The following is a 20,557-nucleotide window of genomic DNA, read 5'->3' as shown; positions in this document are numbered from 1 at the left end:
CGAGCAGGGTTCGCCCGGCCGGGCGATGCGCGGGCGGCGCGCCGGGGTCAGAATTCCCCGAAACCCCCGAAGTCGCCGAACCCTCCGCCGAGGTCGCCGCCGCCGAAGTCGTCCCCGCCGGGGTCGCCCCCGCCCGAAGGATCCTCGCCGGCCGCCTCGACCGCTCCGCCGTCGCCGCCCTCGGTGGCACCGGGATCCTCGGCGCCCTGCTCGGCCGCCGCGTCCTCCGCGACGGGCTGCGTGGGATCGGCGAACGCCGGCCCGAAGAGGGCGTTCGCGACCGCCGAGCCGATGACGACGCCCGCGATGGTGCCGAGCAGGCTCGAGCCGACCATGGCGCCGAACCCGGGTGCGCCCTGGCCGCGGCCGGCGAACGTGCGCTCGAGCGTGCCGGGCTGGCGCATCTCGGCGCGGGTCGCCATCCGGGCGAGGTCCTGCGGCGCGTCGGACGTCGCGCGCTCCGACGCGGGGACCTGCTCGCCGAGCTCGGCGAGCACCTGCCGCCGCTGCTCGGGCGTCAGGCGGGCGAACGCCTCGGCGTGCGCCTGCTCGACCTGGTCCGGCGGCGCGGTGCGCAGCAGGTACCGGTAGCGGTCGACCGCGACCTGGTCGGGGGTGCGGGGTGCGGTCGTCGCGGCGCGCGCGTCCTGCGGGGCGCTCCCGTAGGCGGGCTGGCTCGGGTACTGGGTCGGGTACTGCGTCGGGTGCTGCGCCGGCGAGCCGTAGGGGCCCGCCTGCGGGGCGCCGTGCGGGTCGCGGGGCTCGCGGCCGAGGAGCCGGTCCAGGAATCCCATGGGTCGTCCTCCGAGTTCGGTGGCGCGGCGTCGGACGCTCGCGCGGGGGTCGTGGCCGGTGCGGCTCACTCCCGGAACAACGAGGAGCCTCGGCGCACGGTTCCGCCCGCTGCCGAACCCGGGATCGTTCCTCACCGCGCCCGCCTCGTGAGGAGCGACCCCGGGTTCGGCACGGCTCCGCAGCGCGACCGGCACCGGACGCACGAACGCCCCCGACCGGAGGGTCGGGGGCGCTCGGTGAACGATCGGTCGGCGCGACCCGGGAGGGTCGTCACCGGGGAGATCGGATCAGATCGCGCGGATGTTCTCCGCCTGCGGGCCCTTGGGGCCCTGCGTCACGTCGAACTCGACGCGCTGGTTCTCCTCCAGCGTGCGGAAGCCCTGCGACTGGATCGCGGAGTAGTGCGCGAACACGTCGGCCGAGCCGTCCTCGGGGGCGATGAAGCCGTAGCCCTTCTCGCTGTTGAACCACTTCACGGTTCCGGTAGCCATTGTTACTCCTTCAAGAGTGTGGAAACACCCCCCGCGGGCGCAGGGGAGTACATCACGGTGTTCGTCGTCAACTCTTGGGTAACAAGGTCCGCCGGGCGCCCGCCGGGTGGCGGTCACATCGACGCGAGGACAAGCGAGGCACTGCAATCTCGGGGTCAACCGTACAGGGTATGCCTCTCCTTGGCCATGGCTCTCCCCGCTGATGTCGTACCCGGTCGCGCGACGTGTCGCCGGGGCGTCGCGGGGGGTCGTCCGGGAGCCCGCCGGCCGCGCGTCAGGCCGCGGGCACCGTGAGCTCGACGACCGGCACGACGCGCCGCCAGTCGTCCTCGCCCCGCTCCGTCGCGAGCGGTTCCGCCCACTCGAGGACCACCGGCTCCAGCACCTCCCAGGAGCGGGCGTGCGCGGCGGCGTACTCGCGCAGGAATCGCGCTCCGTCCGCGGGCGCCAGGGTGCGGGAGCGGCCGCGCACGCCGCGACGGGCGCCCACCCAGAGGAGGACGCGCGGGTCGGCGACGACGTTGCGGTACCACTGCGAGCGCGGGCCGAGCCCGGCGACGACGACCCACGTGCGGGGATCCGGTCGCGCGGAGACCTCCAGCACGGCGTACCGGGTCTCGCCGGTCGTCCGGCCGCGGTGGCCGAGCATCAGGAGCCGTCCGCCCAGGAGCAGACCGAGCCCGGAGCGGAAGAGGGCGACAGGTGTCCGGACGAGCCAGCGCGTGTGCAGGAGCCGGGACGCGACCGTCATCCGTCCACCGTACGGCAGCACCTGAATCGGCACATTCGTACCGTCCACGGAACGAAACGAGACCCTTACGTTACGAGTCGGTAACAACTCCCTGCGTCCCACGAAATCCGATCCGCCTACGTTCGCGTCACCCAGGAACGCGGAGGCGCCACCTCCCGCGGATTCGTGGGTCCGGAGCCCTCCGAGATGCCGCGGAGGGCTCCGGGCGACACGTCCGCGGCAGGTTTCGTCCCCGGGTGACCTGTGTCACTATTCAGCACGCAATTCAGTGTTGAATTCAGCGATCGACCGCGGGGAGAAGCGGCGTGGCCGCCCTCCGCGGGGATCAGGACCACGGAGGTTGGCATGCATCGCACAGCACGACGGGCGAGCGGGGGTGCTGCCCTGCTCCTCGCGGCCACTCTCGTCCTCACCGCCTGCGGTCCCCAGTCCCAGGGCGGCGGAGACGACGAGACGACCGGGACGTCGACCGAGACCGACGACGGCGGCTCTGCCGAGCTGAGCATCGTCCCGTCGGTCCAGATCGACATCGAGGGTGCCGAGGTCCCCGCGGCGGAGGCCGGCAACCCGGTCGACCCGGCCGGCGACGGCAGCGCCGAGTGTGCCGAGGGCACGTCGATCGCGATGGCGGGTGCCCTCACGGGCCCGAACGCCGCGCTCGGCCTCAACATCCTGTACGGGGCGCAGGTCGCGGTGGACGCGTTCAACGCGGCGAACCCCGGGTGCCAGGTGACCATCAAGGAGTTCGACACCGAGGGCGACCCGCAGAAGGCCACCCAGGTCGCGCCGCAGATCGTCGGCGACGCCACGGTCCTCGGCCTCCTCGGCCCGGCGTTCTCGGGCGAGACGGCCGCGACCGGCGACGTCTTCAGCCAGGCCGGCCTGCTGTCGCTCACGGCGTCGGCCACGAACCCCGACCTGACGTCGAACGGCTGGACCAACTTCTTCCGCGGCCTCGCCAACGACGCCGTCCAGGGGCCGTCGGTCGCCAAGTACCTCGTCAACACGAAGGAGTTCGGCAGCGTCTGCGTCGTCTCCGACAACTCGGACTACGGCATCGGCCTCGCCCAGCAGATCACCGAGGGCCTGGGCGACGCCGCGAACGCGGACTGCGCCGCCGAGGTCAAGACGGGCGACAAGGACTTCTCCGCCGCCGTCCAGATCATCTCGGGCGCCGACGCCGACGCGGTCTTCTACGCCGGCTACTACGCCGAGGCGGCGCCGTTCGTGCAGCAGCTGCGCGACGGCGGCGTCGAGATCCCGTTCGTCTCGGCGGACGGCACGAACGACCCGCAGTTCGTCTCGCAGGCCGGCGCGTCCTCCGAGGGCGCGATCCTGTCCTGCCCGTGCGGCCCCGCGCCGGAGGACTTCGCGGCGACCTACGAGGAGTCGGCCGGCCAGGCGCCGGGCGTGTACTCGGTCGAGGGCTACGACCTCGCGACGATCATGCTCACGGGCATCGCGTCCGGCGTGACCGACCGCGCGGGCCTGATCGACTACGTGGCGAACTACTCCGGTGAGGGCCTGGCCCGCACCTACGAGTGGGACGACACGGGCGAGCTCGCCTCGGCGCTCATCTGGATCTACGAGGTCCAGTAGTCCGACGACGACGGGCGCCCTGCCCCGACGCCCCCGCACCGCGCGGGGGCCGGCGGGCGGGGCGCCCGTCGTGGACCACGACCTCGTACACCAGAGAAAGAATCAGGGAGCGTCATGCCCGCTCTTGCTGACGCGCTGATGCACAGCGCGACCGCCGGTCCCCTCGTCCACCAGTCCCTCATCGACTTCAACATCGCGGGCCTCGCCCGGAACTTCTGGGGCCTCACCATCGAAGGCCTCACCTACGGCGCGATCTACGCGCTCGTGGCCGTCGGCTACACGCTCGTCTACGGCGTGCTGCGGCTCATCAACTTCGCCCACTCCGAGGTCTTCATGCTCGGCATGTTCGGGCAGTACGCGACGCTCATGCTCCTGGGCTTCGCCCCGAGCGGGAACGCGTACGACAAGGGCATCGCCCTCACGGTCCTCTACCTCGGCATCGCGATGCTCGGCGGCATGCTCGTCGCGGGCGGCGCCGCCGTCGGGCTGGAACGCGTGGCCTACAGACCGCTGCGACGGCGCGGCGCACCGGCGCTCGTGTTCCTCATCACCGCGATCGGGATGTCGTTCATCATCCAGGAGTTCGTGCACTTCGTGCTGCCGAAGCTCACGGGTGGCACCCTGGGCGGCGTCAACGCGCAGCAGCCGATCCGGCTCGTGCAGCCGGAGGTGCAGTTCACGATCGGCGGCGCGCCGGTCACGAACATCACGCTCGTCATCATCCTGTCGGCGCTCGTCCTCGCCCTCGCGACCGACATGTTCATCAACCGGACCAAGTTCGGGCGTGGCATCCGCGCCGTCGCCCAGGACCCGGTGACCGCGACCCTCATGGGCGTCTCGCGCGAGCGCGTCATCATGCTGACGTTCCTCATCGGCGGCATCCTCGCCGGCGCGGCCGCGCTGCTGTACACGCTGCGCGTGCCGAACGGGATCATCTACTCCGGCGGCTTCATCCTCGGTATCAAGGCGTTCTGCGCCGCGGTGCTCGGCGGGATCGGCAACCTGCGCGGCGCGCTGCTCGGCGGCCTGCTGCTCGGCGTCATGGAGAACTACGGCCAGGTCGTGTTCGGGACGGAGTGGCGCGACGTCGTCGCGTTCGCGCTCCTGATCATCGTCCTCATGTTCCGCCCGACCGGCATCCTCGGCGAGTCTCTGGGGAGGGCGCGCGCATGAGCACCTCGACCCCCGCACCGCAGCCGGCCCCCGAGGGCCGCCCCACGTCCATGCCCCCCGTGGGCCGGGTCGCGACGAAGGACCGCCCGCACGGCGGCGTCGGCGACCGGTTCCGGCTGTGGTGGGACGCCCAGGCGCGACCCACCCAGTGGCTGATCGGCGTGCCGTTCCTCATCTTCATCGCGCTCGTGCCGATCCTCAACATCCCGGTGCTCACCACGGTGGGGACCAACTTCGGCGGGGTGATGGCGCAGTTCGGCATGATCGCGCTCATCGCCATCGGCCTCAACGTCGTCGTGGGCCAGGCCGGCCTGCTCGACCTCGGGTACGTCGGCTTCTACGCCATCGGCGCGTACACAGTCGCGATCCTCACGAGCCCCGACAGCCCGTGGAACCAGACCGACGAGTGGCTGTCGAGCGACTGGGCCTGGCTCGCGGCGCTGCCGGTCGCGGTCGCGATCACGTCGCTGTCGGGCCTGATCCTCGGGTCGCCCACGCTGCGCCTGCGCGGCGACTACCTCGCGATCGTCACGCTCGGCTTCGGCGAGATCGTCCGCCTCCTCGCGGACAACCTCGACGAGCTCACGGGTGGCGGCCAGGGCCTGCGCGGCGTCGCCTACCCGCGCGTCGGGGTCACGGAGGAGCTGCCCAACGGCGTCTTCTCCGCGGGCAACGCGGCGGGCACGCTCAACTCGGGCGTCTGGTGGTACTGGCTCAGCCTCGTCTTCATCGTCATCTCGCTGCTCCTCGTGGGGAACCTGGAGCGCTCGCGCGTCGGGCGCGCCTGGGTCGCGATCCGCGAGGACGAGGACGCGGCGGAGATCATGGGCGTCCCGACCTTCCGCTTCAAGCTGTGGGCGTTCGTCATCGGCGCGTCGATCGGCGGCGTCGCAGGCGCGCTCTACGCGGGCCAGGTCCAGTTCGTCATCCCGACGAACTTCAACGTCATCAACTCCGTGCTCTTCCTCTGCGCGGTCGTGCTCGGCGGCCAGGGGAACAAGCTCGGGGTGATCCTCGGCGCGTTCATCATCGTGTACCTGCCGAACTTCTTCCTCGGCCGCACCGAGCTGTTCGGCATCCCGATCAACGGCAACGAGATCGCGAGCTACCGGTACCTGTTCTTCGGGATCGCGCTGGTCGTGCTCATGATCTTCCGTCCACAGGGCCTCATCCCCGTCCGGCAGAAGCTGCTCGCCTACGGGCGCGAGCTCTACGTGGCGGCGCGCCGCGCGGCGCAGGCCGCCACGCGGTCCGGGTCCGACGACGGTGCGCGGCCGGGCACCCCGGCCGTCGCCACGGCGTCGGGGACGACGGGCGCCGCGCGCCCGACGCCCGGCGGGACCCGCACGGGAGAGAGCACGACGGACGGGGAGGAGACCCGATGAGCACCCACGACCCCGGCGGCATCGGGGCGGGCGGCGAGCACGGCGACGAGCACCTCGCGTCGTCGGGCCGCGCCGACTCGTCGCGCGCCGACCTCTACATGCCGGGCGCCGTCCTGGAGGAGCCCGCGATCGTCGACGTCGCGGACGTGCGGCCCGAGCTCGCGAACCCCGAGCTCGTCGACGCGATGGTCGCGCCGGACCGCACGGTCCACGCGAAGGTCGGCGAGCCCCTGCTCCAGATGCAGAACGTCACCGTCCAGTTCGGCGGCCTCGTCGCGCTCGACGACGTGTCCTTCGACATCCGGCGCGGCGAGATCCTCGGCCTCATCGGGCCGAACGGCGCGGGCAAGACCACGGCGTTCAACGCGATGACGGGGGTCTACCGGCCGACCAAGGGGCAGGTCGTGTTCGACGGCTCCCCGGTCGGCAAGCTCAAGCGCTACCGGATCACGCAGCGCGGTATCGCCCGCACGTTCCAGAACATCCGTCTGTTCAACGAGATGACGGCGCTCGAGAACGTCGTCGTCGGGTCGGACGCGCGCCACCGCACGTCCGTCCCGGGTGCCCTGTTCCGCACCCCGCGCCACCGGCGCGAGGAGCGCGACGCGATCGACCGGGCGCTCGCGCTGCTCGAGTTCGTGGGCGTGGGCGGGCGGGCGACGGAGAAGGCGCGCAACCTCTCCTACGGTGACCAGCGCCGTCTGGAGATCGCGCGCGCCCTGGCGACCGAGCCCAAGCTCCTGTGCCTCGACGAGCCCGCGGCGGGCTTCAACCCGGCGGAGAAGGAGTCCCTCATGGACCTCATCCGCCACATCCGCGACGACGGCTACACGGTCCTGCTCATCGAGCACGACATGCGCCTCGTGCGGGGGGTCACCGACCGCATCGTCGTGCTCGAGTTCGGGCGCGTCATCGCGGACGGCACGCCCGACGAGGTCACGAGCGACCCCAAGGTCATCGCGGCCTACCTGGGCGTGCCCGACGAGGAGCTCGCCGCCGCCGACGACCGGAGCGCGACCCCCACGACCGAAGGAGGTGGCGACGATGCCTCTGCTTGAGCTCCAGGACATGACGGTCGCCTACGGGCGCATCGAGGCGGTGCGGGGCATCTCGATCACCGTCGAGGAGGGCGAGCTCGTCACCCTCATCGGGGCGAACGGCGCCGGGAAGACGACGACGATGCGCGCGATCTCGGGCATCCGTCCGGTGGCGCGCGGCAAGGTCCTCTTCGACGGCAAGGACATCACCAAGATGAAGGCCCACCTGCGCGTGCTGGAGGGCATCGTGCAGGCCCCCGAGGGGCGCGGGATCTTCCCCGGGATGACGGTCATCGAGAACCTCGAGATGGGCTCCTACGCGCGGACGTTCGCGTCCAAGGCCGAGCACGACGAGACGCTCGACCGCGTGTTCGAGCTCTTCCCTCGCCTCGCCGAGCGCAAGGCGCAGGTGGGCGGCACGATGTCCGGCGGCGAGCAGCAGATGCTCGCGATCGGGCGCGCGCTCATGGCGCGCCCACGGCTCCTGCTCCTCGACGAGCCGTCGATGGGCCTCGCGCCCATGGTCATCCAGCAGATCTTCCGCATCGTGTCGGAGATCAACGCGCAGGGGACGACGGTGCTGCTCGTCGAGCAGAACGCGCAGCAGGCGCTGTCGCGCTCCGACCGGGCCTACGTGCTGGAGACGGGCGAGGTCGTGCGCAGCGGCGGCGGCAAGGAGCTGCTGGCCGACTCGAGCATCAAGGAGGCGTACCTGGGCGTGGCCTGACCTGACCCTGGGTCGAGCACGCCCCGGCGCGCTGTCGAGATCGACGTGGGTGCCGTCATCCGTGGGATGACGGCACCCATGTCGTTCTCGGCGAGGTGCGCGCCGCCGCGAGGCGGGCCTCGCCCTCGCGCACGAGCTCGTCGGCGCCCGCCGCACCGGCGACGGACCACGTGAGCGACGTGCGGAACGACGGCCGCACCGGGCCGTCGGGTGCGCCGAGCTGGGCGAGGACCTCCTGGCGCAGGGCCTCGGCGCTCGCGGCGGCCTCGACGTCGCCCATCGCGGGCAGCGTCGCGAGCACCGCGAACCGGTCGCCGTCGACGCGGCCCGCCTCGCAGCCCCCGGGGAGCCACGACCGCAGCCGGTGCCCCACCCCCGCGAGGAGGGCGTCCCCGGCGTCCTGCCCGTGGAGCGCGTTGACCCCGGACATGTCTTGGACGTCGAGCAGGAGCAGCGCGACGCGCGTCCCGCCGCGCGCGACCAGCCGGCAGCGCCGGGTGAGCGAGTGCCACGTGCTGCGACGCGAGAGCAGCCCCGTGAGCGCGTCGTGCGTGGACCGCTCCGCGAGCGTCCCGACGAGCGAGCGCACGAGCTCCGCCGCGCCGACGCTCGCCCAGTGGCCGCCGCGGACGAGGACGTCGTCGTACCGGTGGTCGTCGGGCCGGGACATGGCGAGGGTCGCGACCTCGGTCACGGCCGCGGTCGGCGCGACGACGAGCGGGGACCAGTCGGTGACGCTCGCGACCGGACGGCGTTCGAGGACCGCGCGGCCGTAGCCGAGCCGGCCCGTCAGCGCGGCGACGAGGCTCGCGCGCACCACCACCCCGGTACGCGCGGCCGGGGCATCAGGGCGCGGCACCTCGTCGTCGTGCACGACGACGCACGTGACGTCGGGGTTGCGGAAGACGACCTCGAGCTGGCCCACGGGCATGGAGGAGCCGACCGACAGCACCGGCCGCGCGAGGTCGGCGACCGTGCCGCTCGTACGCGTGGGCGGGCGCATCGCCGTGTGCTGGGCCAGCTCGGTGAGTTCGTCGTGCACACGGGCAGTGTGGCGGCGTCGCGACCGTCCCGGCCGGGACGAGCCCCAGTGTTCGTCGAGAGTTCACGGCCACGTCACGCGACGGTCGCCGGGCGTCACCGGGACACCGCGGTACGGGTTGCACGGTGCGGGGGCGGCACGGTCGCGTCGCCTAGGCTGGACGCGTGCCGCTCCGCCGTCGTGACGCCCGGGACCGACTGACCTTCGAGCTGGTCGAGTCGGCGGACGTGGACGCGGACCTCGAGGACGACGGGCCCGTCTGGGGATCCGCGGGCGGCTCCGCCTCGGCGCCGCGCGGCACCGCCGCCCCCGCCTGGTCGGGTGCCGCCCGGCCGGTGGACCTCGACGGGCGAGGGCGCGGCCGGGGCACCCCACGCACCGGCCCCGAGGACGCGCTCGATGCCGACGTGTCCGACACCGACGAGCCCGACACCGGCGAACCCGCGGCGGACGGGTCCCGTCCCGACTCCCCGCGGGCGTCGCGCCCCGGGCGGCGGACGGCCGTGGTCGGTGCGGTAGCCGCCGGGGTCGCCCTCGTGCTCGGCGGGATGCTCGCGGTCGACGCGTGGCACGGCCGGGCCGACATCGCCCGCCTGCGCGCCGCGCCGGGCGGGGTCGAGCCGCTGCCGGACGCCCCGCGGGAGCAGTGGACGGCCGACGTGGGTCTCACGGGCGGGCTCGCGCTGCTGCCCGGCAGCATGGTGACGGTGGTGGACGGGGAGGCGGTCGCCGTCTCGCTCGACGGCGGTGAGGAGCGCTGGCGGGTCGGTGTCGGGAAGGACGCGACGTGCGGGAGCGGGATCTTCTGGGCTCTGCCCTCGGGGGAGCCCGACGACACGCTCGTGTGCGTCGCCCCTGTCCCGGAGGCCCCGGGAGGGATCGTCCGGGACCGGTCGCCGGAGATCGACCCCATGACCGGGCGCATCGTGGCCGCGACCTGGACGATCACGGTGGTCGACGACGACGGCGAGGTGCTGGGCCAGCGCGAGGCGAGCACGGAGGGCGCGCTCCTGACCCCGGGCCCGGGTGGGACGGTCGTCCGCGCCGAGCGGGTGGGCGAGGTCCCGGCCGGCGAGGGCGCGGTGCTCGAGACGGACGACGCCACGGGGATGCCGCGCGAGATCCCGGACGGACGTCCCGCCGTCGTCCAGGTCGAGGACGCGCTCACGGGTGACGTGCGCTGGGAGGCGAAGCTCCCCTTCGTCGCGGGGGCAGGCCAGTGCATCACGTGGAGCGAGGCCGACGGCGAGCAGACGATCCGTGCAGACCTGGAGAACCTGTGGACCGCGGTCGAGACGCGCCTGCTGCGTGTCGAGGGCTGCGGCGTCACGGCGTGGTTCACCCTCGACGGCACGCGCCTGGACGAGGCCGACAACCCCGTCGACGGGGTCGTCGGCCTCGCCGACGGCACGTACTCCCGCGACCCGACCGGCTACGACTACGGCTGGGGACCCTCGAGCGGGACCGAGCCGACCTCTGCGCCTGCGGTCCTCGGGGCGGACGGGTCGGTGCTCTGGGAGCCGCCGGGCAGCGTCCTCTCGCCGTCGGCGACCGACGGGCGCCCGGTGCCCACTCTCGTGCGGGACGGTCTGGACCTCGTCGCGTTCGACGCCGCGGGCACCGAGCTGTGGCGCACGTCCGAGCAGAGCACCTCCGGCGCGGTGCTCGTCGCGGCGGGCGGGACGCTCGTCGTCAGCAACGGGTACGGTGACGGCGCCCTGGCAGGCCTCGACCTCACGACGGGCGGCGAACGCTGGTCGCTCGACCGCGAGGAGCTCATCGCGGGGCTCGAGGTCGGGGCGGGGTGGTCGGCCGACGTGGCCTACACGGACGGTTCCCGGGCGATCGTCTCCGTCTCCGACTGGGACGCGGGGACGACGTCGCTGCTCGCGCTCGACCTCGCCGACGGCAGCGTCGCGTGGACGGCGGAGACCGCCGGTCCGGACGGCGGCTCCTGGGTCGCACCGCTCCAGGGTCGGCTCCTGCGGATGACCGACACCGAGATCTCCCGGCTCGGTTGACGGCCGTCCTACGCTGGGGGCGTGCCGCTCCGACGACGAGACGGCGGTGACGACCGTCGCACGTTCGAGCTCGTCGAGTCGGCCGGGGTCGACGTGGACCCCGACCTCCTCGACGCGCCCCACCCCGTGCTGCTCGGCGCGCTCCCGCGCGACGCCCCGCCCGGTCTCGAGCTGCACGACCCGACGGGTCTCGGGGGCGGCGACGGCCCGGACGACGTCGGCGCGGGAGGCTCCCTACCGCGCGCGCCCGGCGGGGACCGTCGTCGACGGCGGTGGGTCGCCGCGGCCGTGGTGACGGGTGTCGTCGCCGCGCTCGTGGGCGGGATGCTCGTCGTCGACGCGGTGACGAGCCGTGACGCGCAGGAGCGGCTCGAGGCCGCACGCGGGGCGGTGCGCCCCCTCGACGTCGCCCCGACCGAGCGATGGACGGCGCCGGCCGCGGCGGACCGCGGCGTGGGGTTCCTGCCCGGCCTGCTCGTGACGGTCGAGGGCGACGAGGCGGTCGCGCTCGACCTGGACACCGGCGCCGAGGCGTGGCGCGCCCCGCTCGGCGGGGACGAGGCGGTGTGCGGGTCGTGGAGCCCGTGGGAGCTGTCGAGCACACCGTCGCGCACGGTCGTGTGCGTCGCGGGCACGGGCGTCTCGCCGTTCTGGTACGACCCGGCGGCGCGGCCGCCTCCCGGTGCGGGGACCGCGACGACGGTCGTGCTCGACGCCGCGGGGCAGGTCGTGGGGGAGCGCGAGGTCGAGATCGACGGCGCGGTGCTCGTGCCAGGTCCCGACGGCAGCCTGGTCCGGGCCGAGCGCGTCGGGGAGCCGGGGCCGCCGAGCGGCCCGCCCGTGTCGGTCGACCCGGGCGCCGGCGAGACGATCGACGGCATCGCGGGGCGCGACGTGGCCGTCACGGTCGAGGACGCCCTGACGGGCGACGTGCGCTGGCGGAGCGAGCTCCCGTTCCAGGACGTGCCGTGGTCGTGCACCACGTGGGATCCCGAGACGGGTGGAGAGGAGATCGACCCGGACCGGCTCACGCTCGTCGCGACGGAGACGCTGGTCGACGTCGGCGGCTGCGGCGTCGCGGCGTCGTTCCTCCCGGACGGCGAGCGCCTCGACGACCCCGACCTGCCGGCCGACGGCGCCGTGCCGCTCGCGGGCGGACGGTTCCTCGTGGACGCGGACCGGCAGGGCTCGACCGGGGCGCTGCGCGCCGACCGCGTGCTCGACGCCGAGGGCGTGCCCGTCCTCGACGTTCCCGGCGAGGTGCTCGACCCGCGGGCGACCGACGACCCGGCGCCCGGCGTGCTCCTCGTGCGCGACGGCATCGACCTGCGCGCGTACGACGACGAGGGCGCGCGCCTGTGGACGTACGACGGCGCCCGTGTGCCCGAGTCCGTCTACGTGCTCGCGGAGGGGACGGCCGTCGTCGGGACGGCGAACACGGTCCTCGGGCTCGACGCCCTGTCGGGGGAGCAGACGTGGTCGCGCTTCCTCGACGACCTCGGGGGCGACGAGGGACGGGCCGCCATGGTGACGCAGGCCTTCACGGACGGACGGTGCGCGATCCTCGTGCTCGTCGACCCGGCCACGGGCACGCACCCGCGCGTGGTCGCGCTCGAGCTCTCGTCGGGGTCGGTCGTCTGGGAGGACGACCTCGAGGGCGACTGGGCGTCGTTCGTGCCCGCGCAGGGGCGGCTCCTGCGCTGGGACGGGGAGTCGGTCACCCTGCTGGGCTGAGCGGGGCTCAGCCGACGACCGCCGCGTCCCGCGGCACCGCGGCCCAGCCGGTCCGGCGCGCGACCAGGTCGGTCCAGCCGAGCCGGCCGGTGGGCGACCACGTCGTCACGTAGCGCCCGGGCCGGAGGCGGTCGTCCGTCGCCCACAGGACGGTGAGCGCCGCCTCGGCGGTCCGGTCGCCCGCGTCGGCAAGGATCGTGAGCTCGGCGACCCGGTCCGTGAGCGCCGCGGCGCCGTCGTCCGGGGCGGTGCCGGGCAGGGCGGACGCGCCCCACACGTCCCACAGGAGGAGCTCGTGCCGCTGCCGGTGCGCGAGGTCGGCGAGCACGTACCGCTGCACGAACCCGGGCCCGGTCAGCCACGGCAGGTCGGGATCGGCGCCGTGGTCGGCGAGGTCGCGCCGCCCGGCGCGATAGGCCGTCCAGACCTCGGCGGCGGTCTCGAAGGGCGCGCCCTCGCCCGTCGGCATGTCGTGGAGGTCGAACGCACGGGAGCCCTGCTCGAGCTCCGGGTCGGACCGGACCCAGCGGTCGCCGTCGTGCCGCTCGACGACGACGTGGTCGTGGTGGAACCCGCCCTCGCCGAGGTAGTCCGTGAACCCGAGCCGCGTGCGGGCGGGGACGTCGTGCTCGCGGAGCACGGCCACGGCGAGGAGGGAGTGGTCCCGGCAGCACCCGCCGGCCCGCTGCTCGGGGGAGCGCGGCGCGTCGAGCGGGCCGGGGGCACGCTCCGCGACCGCGTCGAGGGTCGACGAGACCCACCGCCGGTCGACGTCGTCGAGCTGCGCGGGGGTGGGTGGGGTCGCTCCGGCGCGGTAGTGCACGACGGCGTTCGTCACCGCGGCGTGCAGGCTCGCCGGGTCGGGCGCCACGGCGGCGAGGAGCGGGCCGTGGTGGCGCGGGTCGGAGCAGGGGCTGTGGGCGGCGTAGCGCGAGACGTCCATGCGTCGACCCTCGGGCCCGCCCCAGGGGCAGGGTCAAGCCTCCTTCCGGTGGCGGTGCGGTGGCCCCCGACCTACGGTCGGCGCAGCCGCTCGTCGTCGAGCGCGCGAGCCGTGCACCGACCGACGAGGGAGCCTGAGCCATGTCCGACGCGAGTACCAGGGGGAGCACCGAGGAGAGCACGGCGACGAGCGGGGCCGACGCGCTGGCGGCGGCGGTCGCCGCGGTGAGCACGCCCTCCCCGGTGGACACCCCGCTCGGCCGGTTCGAGCTGGTCGACGGGGTGCCGACCCCGGAGTCCGTCGAGCGGCTCTACGGCTCGCTGGACTTCCTGCGCGGCGTCGAGGCGTTCCTCAGCGCGATGCCCGGCGCGTCGCTCGTGGCGATGCGGCGCGGGTTCCGCGAGCTCGGCCTCCTGCGCTCGAACCAGGTCGGGTACACCGACCCGCGGGCCGACTCGGGCGGCATCTTCCTCACGCCGAACACGGCGACCACGTACGGGTCGCTCTTCGTCGACCTGCGCGAGACGGGCCCGCTCGTCATCGAGCCCCCCAAGAACTCGCTGTGCGTGGTCGACGACTTCTGGTTCCGCTACGTCGCCGACATGGGCATCGCGGGTCCGGACCGCGGCGAGGGGGGCCGCTACCTGTTCCTCCCGCCCGGCTACGACGGGGAGGTCCCGGACGGCTACTTCGTCTACCGGACCCCCACGTTCACCAACTGGGTGGTGCTGCGCGCGCTGGGCGGCGTGCCGGCGATGAAGGAGACGCGGATCTACCCGCTCGCCGACGCGGGGGACCCGCCCCCGACCGAGTTCGTCAACATCGCGGGGACGCGCGTCAACACGGTCCATGCCAACGACGCGTCGTTCTTCGACGAGGTCGCCGAGATCGTCGCGGAGGAGCCGACGAGCGCGCTCGACCCCGAGCGTGCCGGGCTGCTGCGGGCCGTCGGCATCGTGCCCGGCCGCCCGTTCGCCCCGAGCCCGGAGCTGCGCGCGACGCTCGACACGGCGGCCAAGGCCGGTGCGGCGATCAGCCGCGCGCTCGTCTACTCCCCCCGCGACCCGGAGGCGCGCGTCGCTCCCGGGTCGAGCTGGCTCCAGGCGTTCCTCGGCGGCTCGTACGAGTTCCTCGCCGACGGCGCGCGCCTGCTCGACGCGCGCGCGCAGTTCCACTTCTTCGCGACCGTCATCACGCCCGCGATGGCGCACGCCCAGGTCGGGGCCGGGTCGGCGTACGCCTACACGGCCCACGACGCGCAGGGCCGCATCCTCGACGGGGCGCGCACCTACCGGCTCGTGCTGCCGCCGAACCCGCCGGCGAAGAACTTCTGGTCGGTGGACCTCTACGACACCCAGACCCGGTCGCTGCTCCAGACCGACAACCCGTACCCCAGCCTCATGAGCCTCAGCGGCACCGTCGCCACGGAGGACGACGGGAGCACGGTCCTGTGGTTCGGCCCGGAGCCGCCGACGGGGCGCGAGTCCAACTGGGTCGGGACGGTCCCGGGCAGGTCGTGGTTCCCCATGCTGCGCCTGTACGGGCCGCTCGAGCCGTGGTTCGACCGCACGTGGCTCCCGGGGGACCTGGAGCTGGTCGAGGACTGACACCCGAGTAGCACGACGACACACGCGTCCGGCGCTGGGTCGGCCGCCCCGGGCCGGGGCGGGCGTGGCCGAGCATCCGCGATATCGATCCGCTCCGATCTGATATCGTGGAGGCGATGTCGAGGGGAGCCCATCATGAGCATGGCGAAACAGCGCAAGGCCGACGCCCCGGACGGGGCGACGGCGGTCAGGACTGTCTCAAAGACCGCCACGCGAGGTCATATCGACCTGCGGGCCGGTGAGGCCAAGCCCACCGTGGTGCGCGCGAACCCGCAGGCGTTGGCCCGGGCCAAGAAGCTCCTCGGCTACAAGTCCAACCAAGAGATGGTCATCGATCTGATCCAGAACGCCGTCGACGAGGAGGAGACGCGCGAGGAGCGAGTCCACGCTCAGCGCAAGGCGCTATCGATGCTCGACGACCTGGACGTCTCCGACCTCGCGGAGGTCACCCAGTTTCGACCCGTCGAACGGACTGTGTGAGGCGTGGCCGGCTACATCGTCGACAACTCGGTGTGGGGTCGGATCAAGGTTCCCGAGGTTCGGCAGGCAGTGGAGGGCCTGACCGACGTGATCTACACGGTCACGCCCCAGCGTCTGGAGTTCCTCTACTCGGCAACGTCCCAGGAGGACTTCGACAAGCAGCAGCAGTTCCTCGACGCCGTCGGGGTGTACCTCGAGCCCGCTGACGACCTCAACGACACCTGCGAGGACGTCCAGCGAGCGTTGGCGACACACGGCAAGCTGCGGTCGGTTGGTCCCGTCGACGTGATGATCGCGGCATACGCCTACCGGCACCGTCTCACCGTGCTGCACTACGACTCCGACTTCAGCGACCACATCGCCGCCTCCATCCAGGGGTTCCAGCAGGAGTGGGTCGTCCCTCGCGGCTCGCTCTGACCGAGGACCAGGCCCTCCCGGCGACCGACCCTCTCGTCTGCACCCGGTCGTTGGACGGCGCGACGCGCAGGTTCGCGACCAGATAGACACCCTCATGGCAGCCCGACGGCGAGCGCGACGTCCGCGACGACCGCGTCCGGCTCGTCGGACCACGGGACGGCGTACACCTCGCGCGACGGGGCGTGCGCCAGCCCGGTCGCGACGCGCAGCGCGTCGAGGTACCCGACGATCTGCGGGAAGCGGCAGTCGCGCGAGGGGACCTCGACGTACGCCTCGGTGCGGGCCGGGTCCTCGCGGAGCACGACCGGCCCCGCGGGGACGACCGCTCCCCGGTACGGGACGCACGCCTCGACCTGACCGGGGACGTCGCGGCCGACGGGCGAGTGGTAGACCACCCAGTGCGCGGCGCCCGCCTCCGCCCCGGCCGCGGCGAGGTACGCCCGGATCGTCAGCAGGTCGGCGCTGAACGTGGGGACCAGGCCGGCCTGGGTCGTGGACGACGTGATCGTGGCGACCGTGCACGCGGGGACCTCGCGCCACCGGACCTTGGTCTCCCCGCGTCGGGTCACGAGCGCACGCGCGAGCTCCTCGGCGGTCGCGCGCTGCTCCGCGAGCGACCGCTGCCGCTCGTCCCACCAGCCGAGGAGGACGTCGCGCACGTCCCGCGGGTCCGCGTCGAGCACCTCGGGGACGCGCGCGAGCGGCACGTCGATCCGGCGCAGCAGCGCCAGGGCGCGGCCCCGCTCGACCTGCTCGGGCGCGTAGGCGCGGTAGCCCGTGCGGGGGTCGACGCGGGCCGGGACGAGGAGGCCGTTCGCGTCGTAGAGCCGGAGCGCCTTGATGGACAGGCCCGACGCGCGCACCATCTCACCGCTCGTGAGCGTCCCCGCCGTCGGGCGCTCCCCCTGCTCCTGCGTCACGCGTCGAGCGTAACGAGGGGAGCGCGTCGCGCCAGGGCGACGGCGCGCCGTCGGGCGGCACTACCCTGGCCAGATGCCTGACGACCTCACGCAGACCGCCACGCCGACCCCCGCGGAGCGGGAGGAGCCGCAGGCGCCCGTCGCGCCGCGCCGCCCGGCGCCGCGCACCCACCACGGGGAGACCGTGGACGACGACTACGAGTGGCTGCGGGACAAGGAGTCGCCCGAGGTCGTCGCGCACCTCGAGGCCGAGAACGCGTACACCGAGGCGCGGCTCGCGCACCTCGAGCCGCTGCGCGAGCGGATCTTCGAGGAGATCAAGGCGCGCACCCTCGAGACCGACCTGTCCGTGCCCGTGCGCCAGGGCGCGCACTGGTACTACGCGCGCACCGTCGAGGGCTCGCAGTACCCGATCCGGGCGCGCGCGCCGATCGACGCGAGCGTGGGCAGCGACGCGCCGTCGTCCTGGGTGCCGCCCGTGCTGGAGCCGGGCGTGCCCGTGCCGGGCGAGCAGGTGCTGCTCGACGACAACGTCGAGGCCGAGGGGCACGACTTCTTCTCGCTCGGGTCGTTCGACGTGTCGGTCGACGGGACGCGGCTCGCGTACGCGGTCGACGTCGTCGGCGACGAGCGGTACACCCTGCGGATCCGCGACCTGGAGTCCGGCACCGACCTCGTCGACGAGGTTCCCGGGACGTTCCCGGGCGCGGTCTTCTCCCCGGACGGGCGGTACGTCTTCTACCCGACGGTCGACGACGCGTGGCGGCCCTGGCGCGTGTGGCGCCACGAGGTGGGCACCCCCGCGACGCAGGACGTCGTCGTCTTCGAGGAGCCCGACGAGCGCTACTGGGTCGGCGTGGGCGTCTCGCGCTCGCAGCGGTTCGTGCAGATCGACGTCGGCTCGAAGATCACGTCGGAGACGTGGCTCATCGACGCCACGGACCCGACGGGCGAGCCCCGGGTGGTATGGCCGCGCCGAGAGGGCGTCGAGTACACGGTCGAGCACGCCGTCCTGCCGAGCACCTGGTTCCCCGCCGAGCATGCGGAGGTGTCCCGTCCCGAGGCCGGGACGGGCGACGACCACATGCTCGGCGGGGAGCAGGCGCACGGTCGTGACGTGCTGCTCGTGCTGCACAACGACGGCGCGGAGAACTTCGAGCTCGTCGTGACCGGGGTGCCCGACGACGGCGCGAGCCCGGGCGGGCCGGGCGACGCGACCGTCGTCGTGCCGCACGACCCCGAGACCCGGCTGGAAGCGGTCGACGCCTTCGCCTCGCACCTCGTCGTCTCCTACCGGCGCGACGCCCTGTCGCGGGTCGGGGTGATCGACCTCGCCTCGGCCGAGCCGCCCCGCCCCGCGGGCCTGCCGACGCCGATCCGCACGGGCGACACCCCGGCGCCCTCGGACGACCACTGGCACGTGCACGAGGTCGCGTTCGACGAGCCGCTGTACACCGCGGCGCTCGCCGGGAACCCCGAGTGGGACCAGCCGAACGTGCGCCTGTCCTACGCGAGCTTCGTCACGCCGTCGACGGTGTACGACCTGCGCGTCGAGACCGACGAGCTCACCCTGCTCAAGCAGCAGCCCGTGCTCGGCGGGTACGACGCCGCGGACTACGTGCAGCGCCGCGAGTGGGCCACGGCCGAGGACGGGACGCAGGTGCCGGTCTCGCTCGTGTGGCGGCGCGACGCCGTCGGGCTCGACGCGACGGGCACGGGCGCGGAGCCCGCGCCGCTGCTGCTCTACGGGTACGGGTCGTACGAGATCAGCATCGACCCCGGCTTCTCGGTCTCGCGCCTGTCGCTGCTCGACCGCGGCGTCGTGTTCGCGGTCGCGCACGTGCGCGGCGGCGGCGAGATGGGGCGTCGCTGGTACGACGACGGCAAGACGCTCGCCAAGCGCACCACGTTCACCGACTTCGTCGCCGTCGCGCGCCACCTCGTCGACGCGGGCTGGACGAGCCCCGAGCGGCTCGTCGCGCAGGGCGGGTCCGCGGGCGGCCTGCTCATGGGCGCGGTGACCAACCTCGCGCCCGAGCTGTTCGCGGGCGTGCTCGCGCAGGTCCCGTTCGTGGACGCGCTCACGTCGATCCTCGACCCGTCGTTGCCGCTGACCGTCGTCGAGTGGGACGAGTGGGGCGACCCCCTGCACGACCCCGAGGTCTACCGGTACATGCGCACGTACACGCCGTACGAGAACGTGCCCGACGACGCGGCCCGCTACCCGCGCATCCTCGCCGTCACGTCGTTCCACGACACGCGCGTGCTCTACGTCGAGCCGGCGAAGTGGGTCGCGCGGCTGCGCGCCGCCGGGGCCCCCGCGCTGCTGAAGATCGAGATGCACGCCGGGCACGGCGGGGTCTCTGGTCGGTACGAGGGCTGGCGCGAGGTCGCGTACGAGGACGCATGGGTGCTCGACGTGCTCGGGCTCGCGGGACGGTGACCGGCCCGACGCCCGCCCCGCGGGCGGCGCGCGACGCGACGCCCCCGGGGACGGCGGCGCTGCTGCTGCGCCCGGTCGGCTACCTCGCGATCGGGCTGGTGTGGACGACGATCGGGCTGTTCGTCGTCGGCCTGTACCTCGCGGTCGCGGCGTACGGGCTGTTCGAGCCGCCCGCGGACCAGGAGCCGTGGGCCGATCTCGTGGTCTCGCCCGGTGCCGTGCTGGGCCGGCTCGCCGTGCTCGCGCCCGTCTTCGTAGCGCTCGCCGGACCGGTCGCCTGGTACCTGTCGTGCGCGATCTGGCCGCTCGCGGCGCTGTCCTTCGTGTACGCCGGGCGGGGGTTGCGGCCGTCGTACCGCGGTGACCGGCTGTCGTTCACGAGCCACGCCGCCCCCGGCACGACGCTCGGCCCGCCCGTGCCCGGGCCGGTCGCGATGTCGCTCCAGCCGCAACGGCGCACGCGGCTCACGGACACGCTCATGCGCTTCTACGCGTGCGGCTGGAACCTGGACTTCCGCGAGTTCTGGCCCGCGGTCCCGGCCGGGGTCGCGTGGGCGCTCGCGAGCACCGGGGCGTCGACGGCGCTGCCGTCGGGCTGGCGGCTCGGGCTCGTCGTGGCCGCGGTCCCGTTCGCGCTCTGGTCCGTCGTCGCGTTGCGCCGGGCCTGGACGTGGCGGTTCCACCGGGAGCGCGCACGCCTGGCGGCGCGGCGCCGCCTCGAGCGGCACGGCGACCGGTACCGGATCGACCCGCGCGTCGTCCGCACGCGCCCGCAGTCGGCCGAGCACCGGGCACGCGTCGAGGCGGAGCGGGCCGCGTCGCGTGGCTCGGAGGACCGCCTGACGAGCCTCACGAGCGACGAGATCGGTGAGCGTCGCGAGGCCGTGCTCCGGGCGCGCCGCGACCGCGAGGCGCGGGAGGCGCGGGAGGCTCGCAAGGGGGCGCGTCGGGACCGGCGGCGCGGGACGCCGTCGGACCGCTGAGCCCGCCGC

18 protein-coding genes are annotated in these 20,557 nt (G+C 73.9%); 12 read left to right on the top strand and 6 right to left on the bottom strand.

The features are described from left to right. Window positions 1-47 precede the first annotated feature (47 nt). From ACFVN3_RS01325 to ACFVN3_RS01315, 3 genes are all read right to left on the bottom strand, one after another. Window positions 48-794, bottom strand: a complete 747-nt coding sequence (locus ACFVN3_RS01325) for a hypothetical protein (protein ID WP_378229772.1) — start codon at window positions 792-794, stop codon at window positions 48-50. 288 nt (window positions 795-1,082) lie between these two features. Next, complete coding sequence (locus tag ACFVN3_RS01320) at window positions 1,083-1,286, bottom strand: cold-shock protein (protein ID WP_047231069.1); 204 nt, start codon at window positions 1,284-1,286, stop codon at window positions 1,083-1,085. A 274-nt stretch (window positions 1,287-1,560) separates the two neighbouring features. Beyond that, entirely contained in the window at window positions 1,561-2,037 is a 477-nt protein-coding gene (locus ACFVN3_RS01315; RefSeq protein ID WP_378229770.1) for a nitroreductase family deazaflavin-dependent oxidoreductase, read from the bottom strand. A gap of 345 nt (window positions 2,038-2,382) precedes the next feature. Between ACFVN3_RS01315 and ACFVN3_RS01310 the strand changes: the two genes are divergently transcribed. The 5 genes from ACFVN3_RS01310 (at window position 2,383) to ACFVN3_RS01290 (ending at window position 7,958) form a co-directional block, all read left to right on the top strand. Next, window positions 2,383-3,636, top strand: coding sequence for a branched-chain amino acid ABC transporter substrate-binding protein (locus ACFVN3_RS01310; protein ID WP_378229768.1), 1,254 nt, complete (start codon window positions 2,383-2,385; stop codon window positions 3,634-3,636). 114 nt (window positions 3,637-3,750) lie between these two features. Beyond that, complete coding sequence (locus ACFVN3_RS01305; protein ID WP_378229766.1) at window positions 3,751-4,809, top strand: branched-chain amino acid ABC transporter permease; 1,059 nt, start codon at window positions 3,751-3,753, stop codon at window positions 4,807-4,809. Further along, the gene (locus ACFVN3_RS01300) at window positions 4,806-6,194 is read left to right on the top strand and encodes a branched-chain amino acid ABC transporter permease (protein WP_378229764.1); all 1,389 of its coding nucleotides are present in this window, start codon (window positions 4,806-4,808) and stop codon (window positions 6,192-6,194) included. Before ACFVN3_RS01305 ends, ACFVN3_RS01300 begins: the two co-directional genes overlap by 4 nt. Beyond that, window positions 6,191-7,252, top strand: coding sequence for an ABC transporter ATP-binding protein (locus tag ACFVN3_RS01295; RefSeq protein WP_378229761.1), 1,062 nt, complete (start codon window positions 6,191-6,193; stop codon window positions 7,250-7,252). The genes ACFVN3_RS01300 and ACFVN3_RS01295 overlap by 4 nt, the downstream gene beginning before the upstream one ends. After that, window positions 7,239-7,958, top strand: coding sequence for an ABC transporter ATP-binding protein (locus ACFVN3_RS01290; protein ID WP_378229759.1), 720 nt, complete (start codon window positions 7,239-7,241; stop codon window positions 7,956-7,958). The genes ACFVN3_RS01295 and ACFVN3_RS01290 overlap by 14 nt, the downstream gene beginning before the upstream one ends. A 55-nt stretch (window positions 7,959-8,013) precedes the next feature. On the opposite strand, the gene ACFVN3_RS01285 is transcribed toward ACFVN3_RS01290, so the two are convergent. Continuing rightward, a complete protein-coding gene (locus tag ACFVN3_RS01285) occupies window positions 8,014-9,000 on the bottom strand; it encodes a diguanylate cyclase domain-containing protein (RefSeq protein WP_378229757.1) in 987 nt (328 codons plus the stop codon). A gap of 164 nt (window positions 9,001-9,164) precedes the next feature. Between ACFVN3_RS01285 and ACFVN3_RS01280 the strand changes: the two genes are divergently transcribed. Continuing rightward, window positions 9,165-11,021 (top strand): PQQ-binding-like beta-propeller repeat protein, encoded by a 1,857-nt coding sequence (locus ACFVN3_RS01280; RefSeq protein WP_378229755.1) that lies wholly within the window; start codon window positions 9,165-9,167, stop codon window positions 11,019-11,021. A gap of 21 nt (window positions 11,022-11,042) precedes the next feature. Continuing rightward, a complete protein-coding gene (locus ACFVN3_RS01275; protein WP_378229753.1) occupies window positions 11,043-12,755 on the top strand; it encodes a hypothetical protein in 1,713 nt (570 codons plus the stop codon). 7 nt (window positions 12,756-12,762) lie between these two features. Here ACFVN3_RS01275 and ACFVN3_RS01270 read toward each other — a convergent pair whose 3' ends face one another. Further along, complete coding sequence (locus tag ACFVN3_RS01270) at window positions 12,763-13,698, bottom strand: transglutaminase-like domain-containing protein (protein WP_378229751.1); 936 nt, start codon at window positions 13,696-13,698, stop codon at window positions 12,763-12,765. A gap of 140 nt (window positions 13,699-13,838) precedes the next feature. Here ACFVN3_RS01270 and ACFVN3_RS01265 point away from each other — a divergent pair, with 140 nt between their 5' ends. From ACFVN3_RS01265 to ACFVN3_RS01255, 3 genes are all read left to right on the top strand, one after another. Beyond that, window positions 13,839-15,305 (top strand): DUF1254 domain-containing protein, encoded by a 1,467-nt coding sequence (locus ACFVN3_RS01265; protein ID WP_378229749.1) that lies wholly within the window; start codon window positions 13,839-13,841, stop codon window positions 15,303-15,305. 135 nt (window positions 15,306-15,440) lie between these two features. Next, the gene (locus ACFVN3_RS01260; RefSeq protein WP_378229747.1) at window positions 15,441-15,785 is read left to right on the top strand and encodes a hypothetical protein; all 345 of its coding nucleotides are present in this window, start codon (window positions 15,441-15,443) and stop codon (window positions 15,783-15,785) included. Between the two features lie 3 nt (window positions 15,786-15,788). Further along, a complete protein-coding gene (locus ACFVN3_RS01255) occupies window positions 15,789-16,202 on the top strand; it encodes a PIN domain-containing protein (protein ID WP_378229745.1) in 414 nt (137 codons plus the stop codon). Window positions 16,203-16,294: 92 nt separating this feature from the next. Here the strand turns inward: ACFVN3_RS01255 and ACFVN3_RS01250 are convergent, their stop codons facing one another. Continuing rightward, complete coding sequence (locus tag ACFVN3_RS01250) at window positions 16,295-17,122, bottom strand: MerR family transcriptional regulator (protein WP_378229743.1); 828 nt, start codon at window positions 17,120-17,122, stop codon at window positions 16,295-16,297. 73 nt (window positions 17,123-17,195) lie between these two features. Here ACFVN3_RS01250 and ACFVN3_RS01245 point away from each other — a divergent pair, with 73 nt between their 5' ends. Both ACFVN3_RS01245 and ACFVN3_RS01240 read left to right on the top strand, forming a co-directional pair. Next, window positions 17,196-19,565 carry a S9 family peptidase gene (locus ACFVN3_RS01245; protein ID WP_378229741.1) on the top strand — a complete coding sequence of 790 codons (2,370 nt, stop codon included), beginning with the start codon at window positions 17,196-17,198 and terminating at the stop codon, window positions 19,563-19,565. Then, window positions 19,529-20,548, top strand: a complete 1,020-nt coding sequence (locus ACFVN3_RS01240) for a hypothetical protein (protein WP_378229739.1) — start codon at window positions 19,529-19,531, stop codon at window positions 20,546-20,548. Before ACFVN3_RS01245 ends, ACFVN3_RS01240 begins: the two co-directional genes overlap by 37 nt. Window positions 20,549-20,557: the final 9 nt, after the last annotated feature.

The sequence above is a fragment of the Cellulosimicrobium sp. NPDC057862 genome, assembly GCF_042797035.1.
Taxonomy (GTDB): domain Bacteria; phylum Actinomycetota; class Actinomycetes; order Actinomycetales; family Cellulomonadaceae; genus Cellulosimicrobium.
Note: the sequence above shows the minus strand (reverse complement) of the source record. Positions and strands in the feature narration are given on the sequence as shown.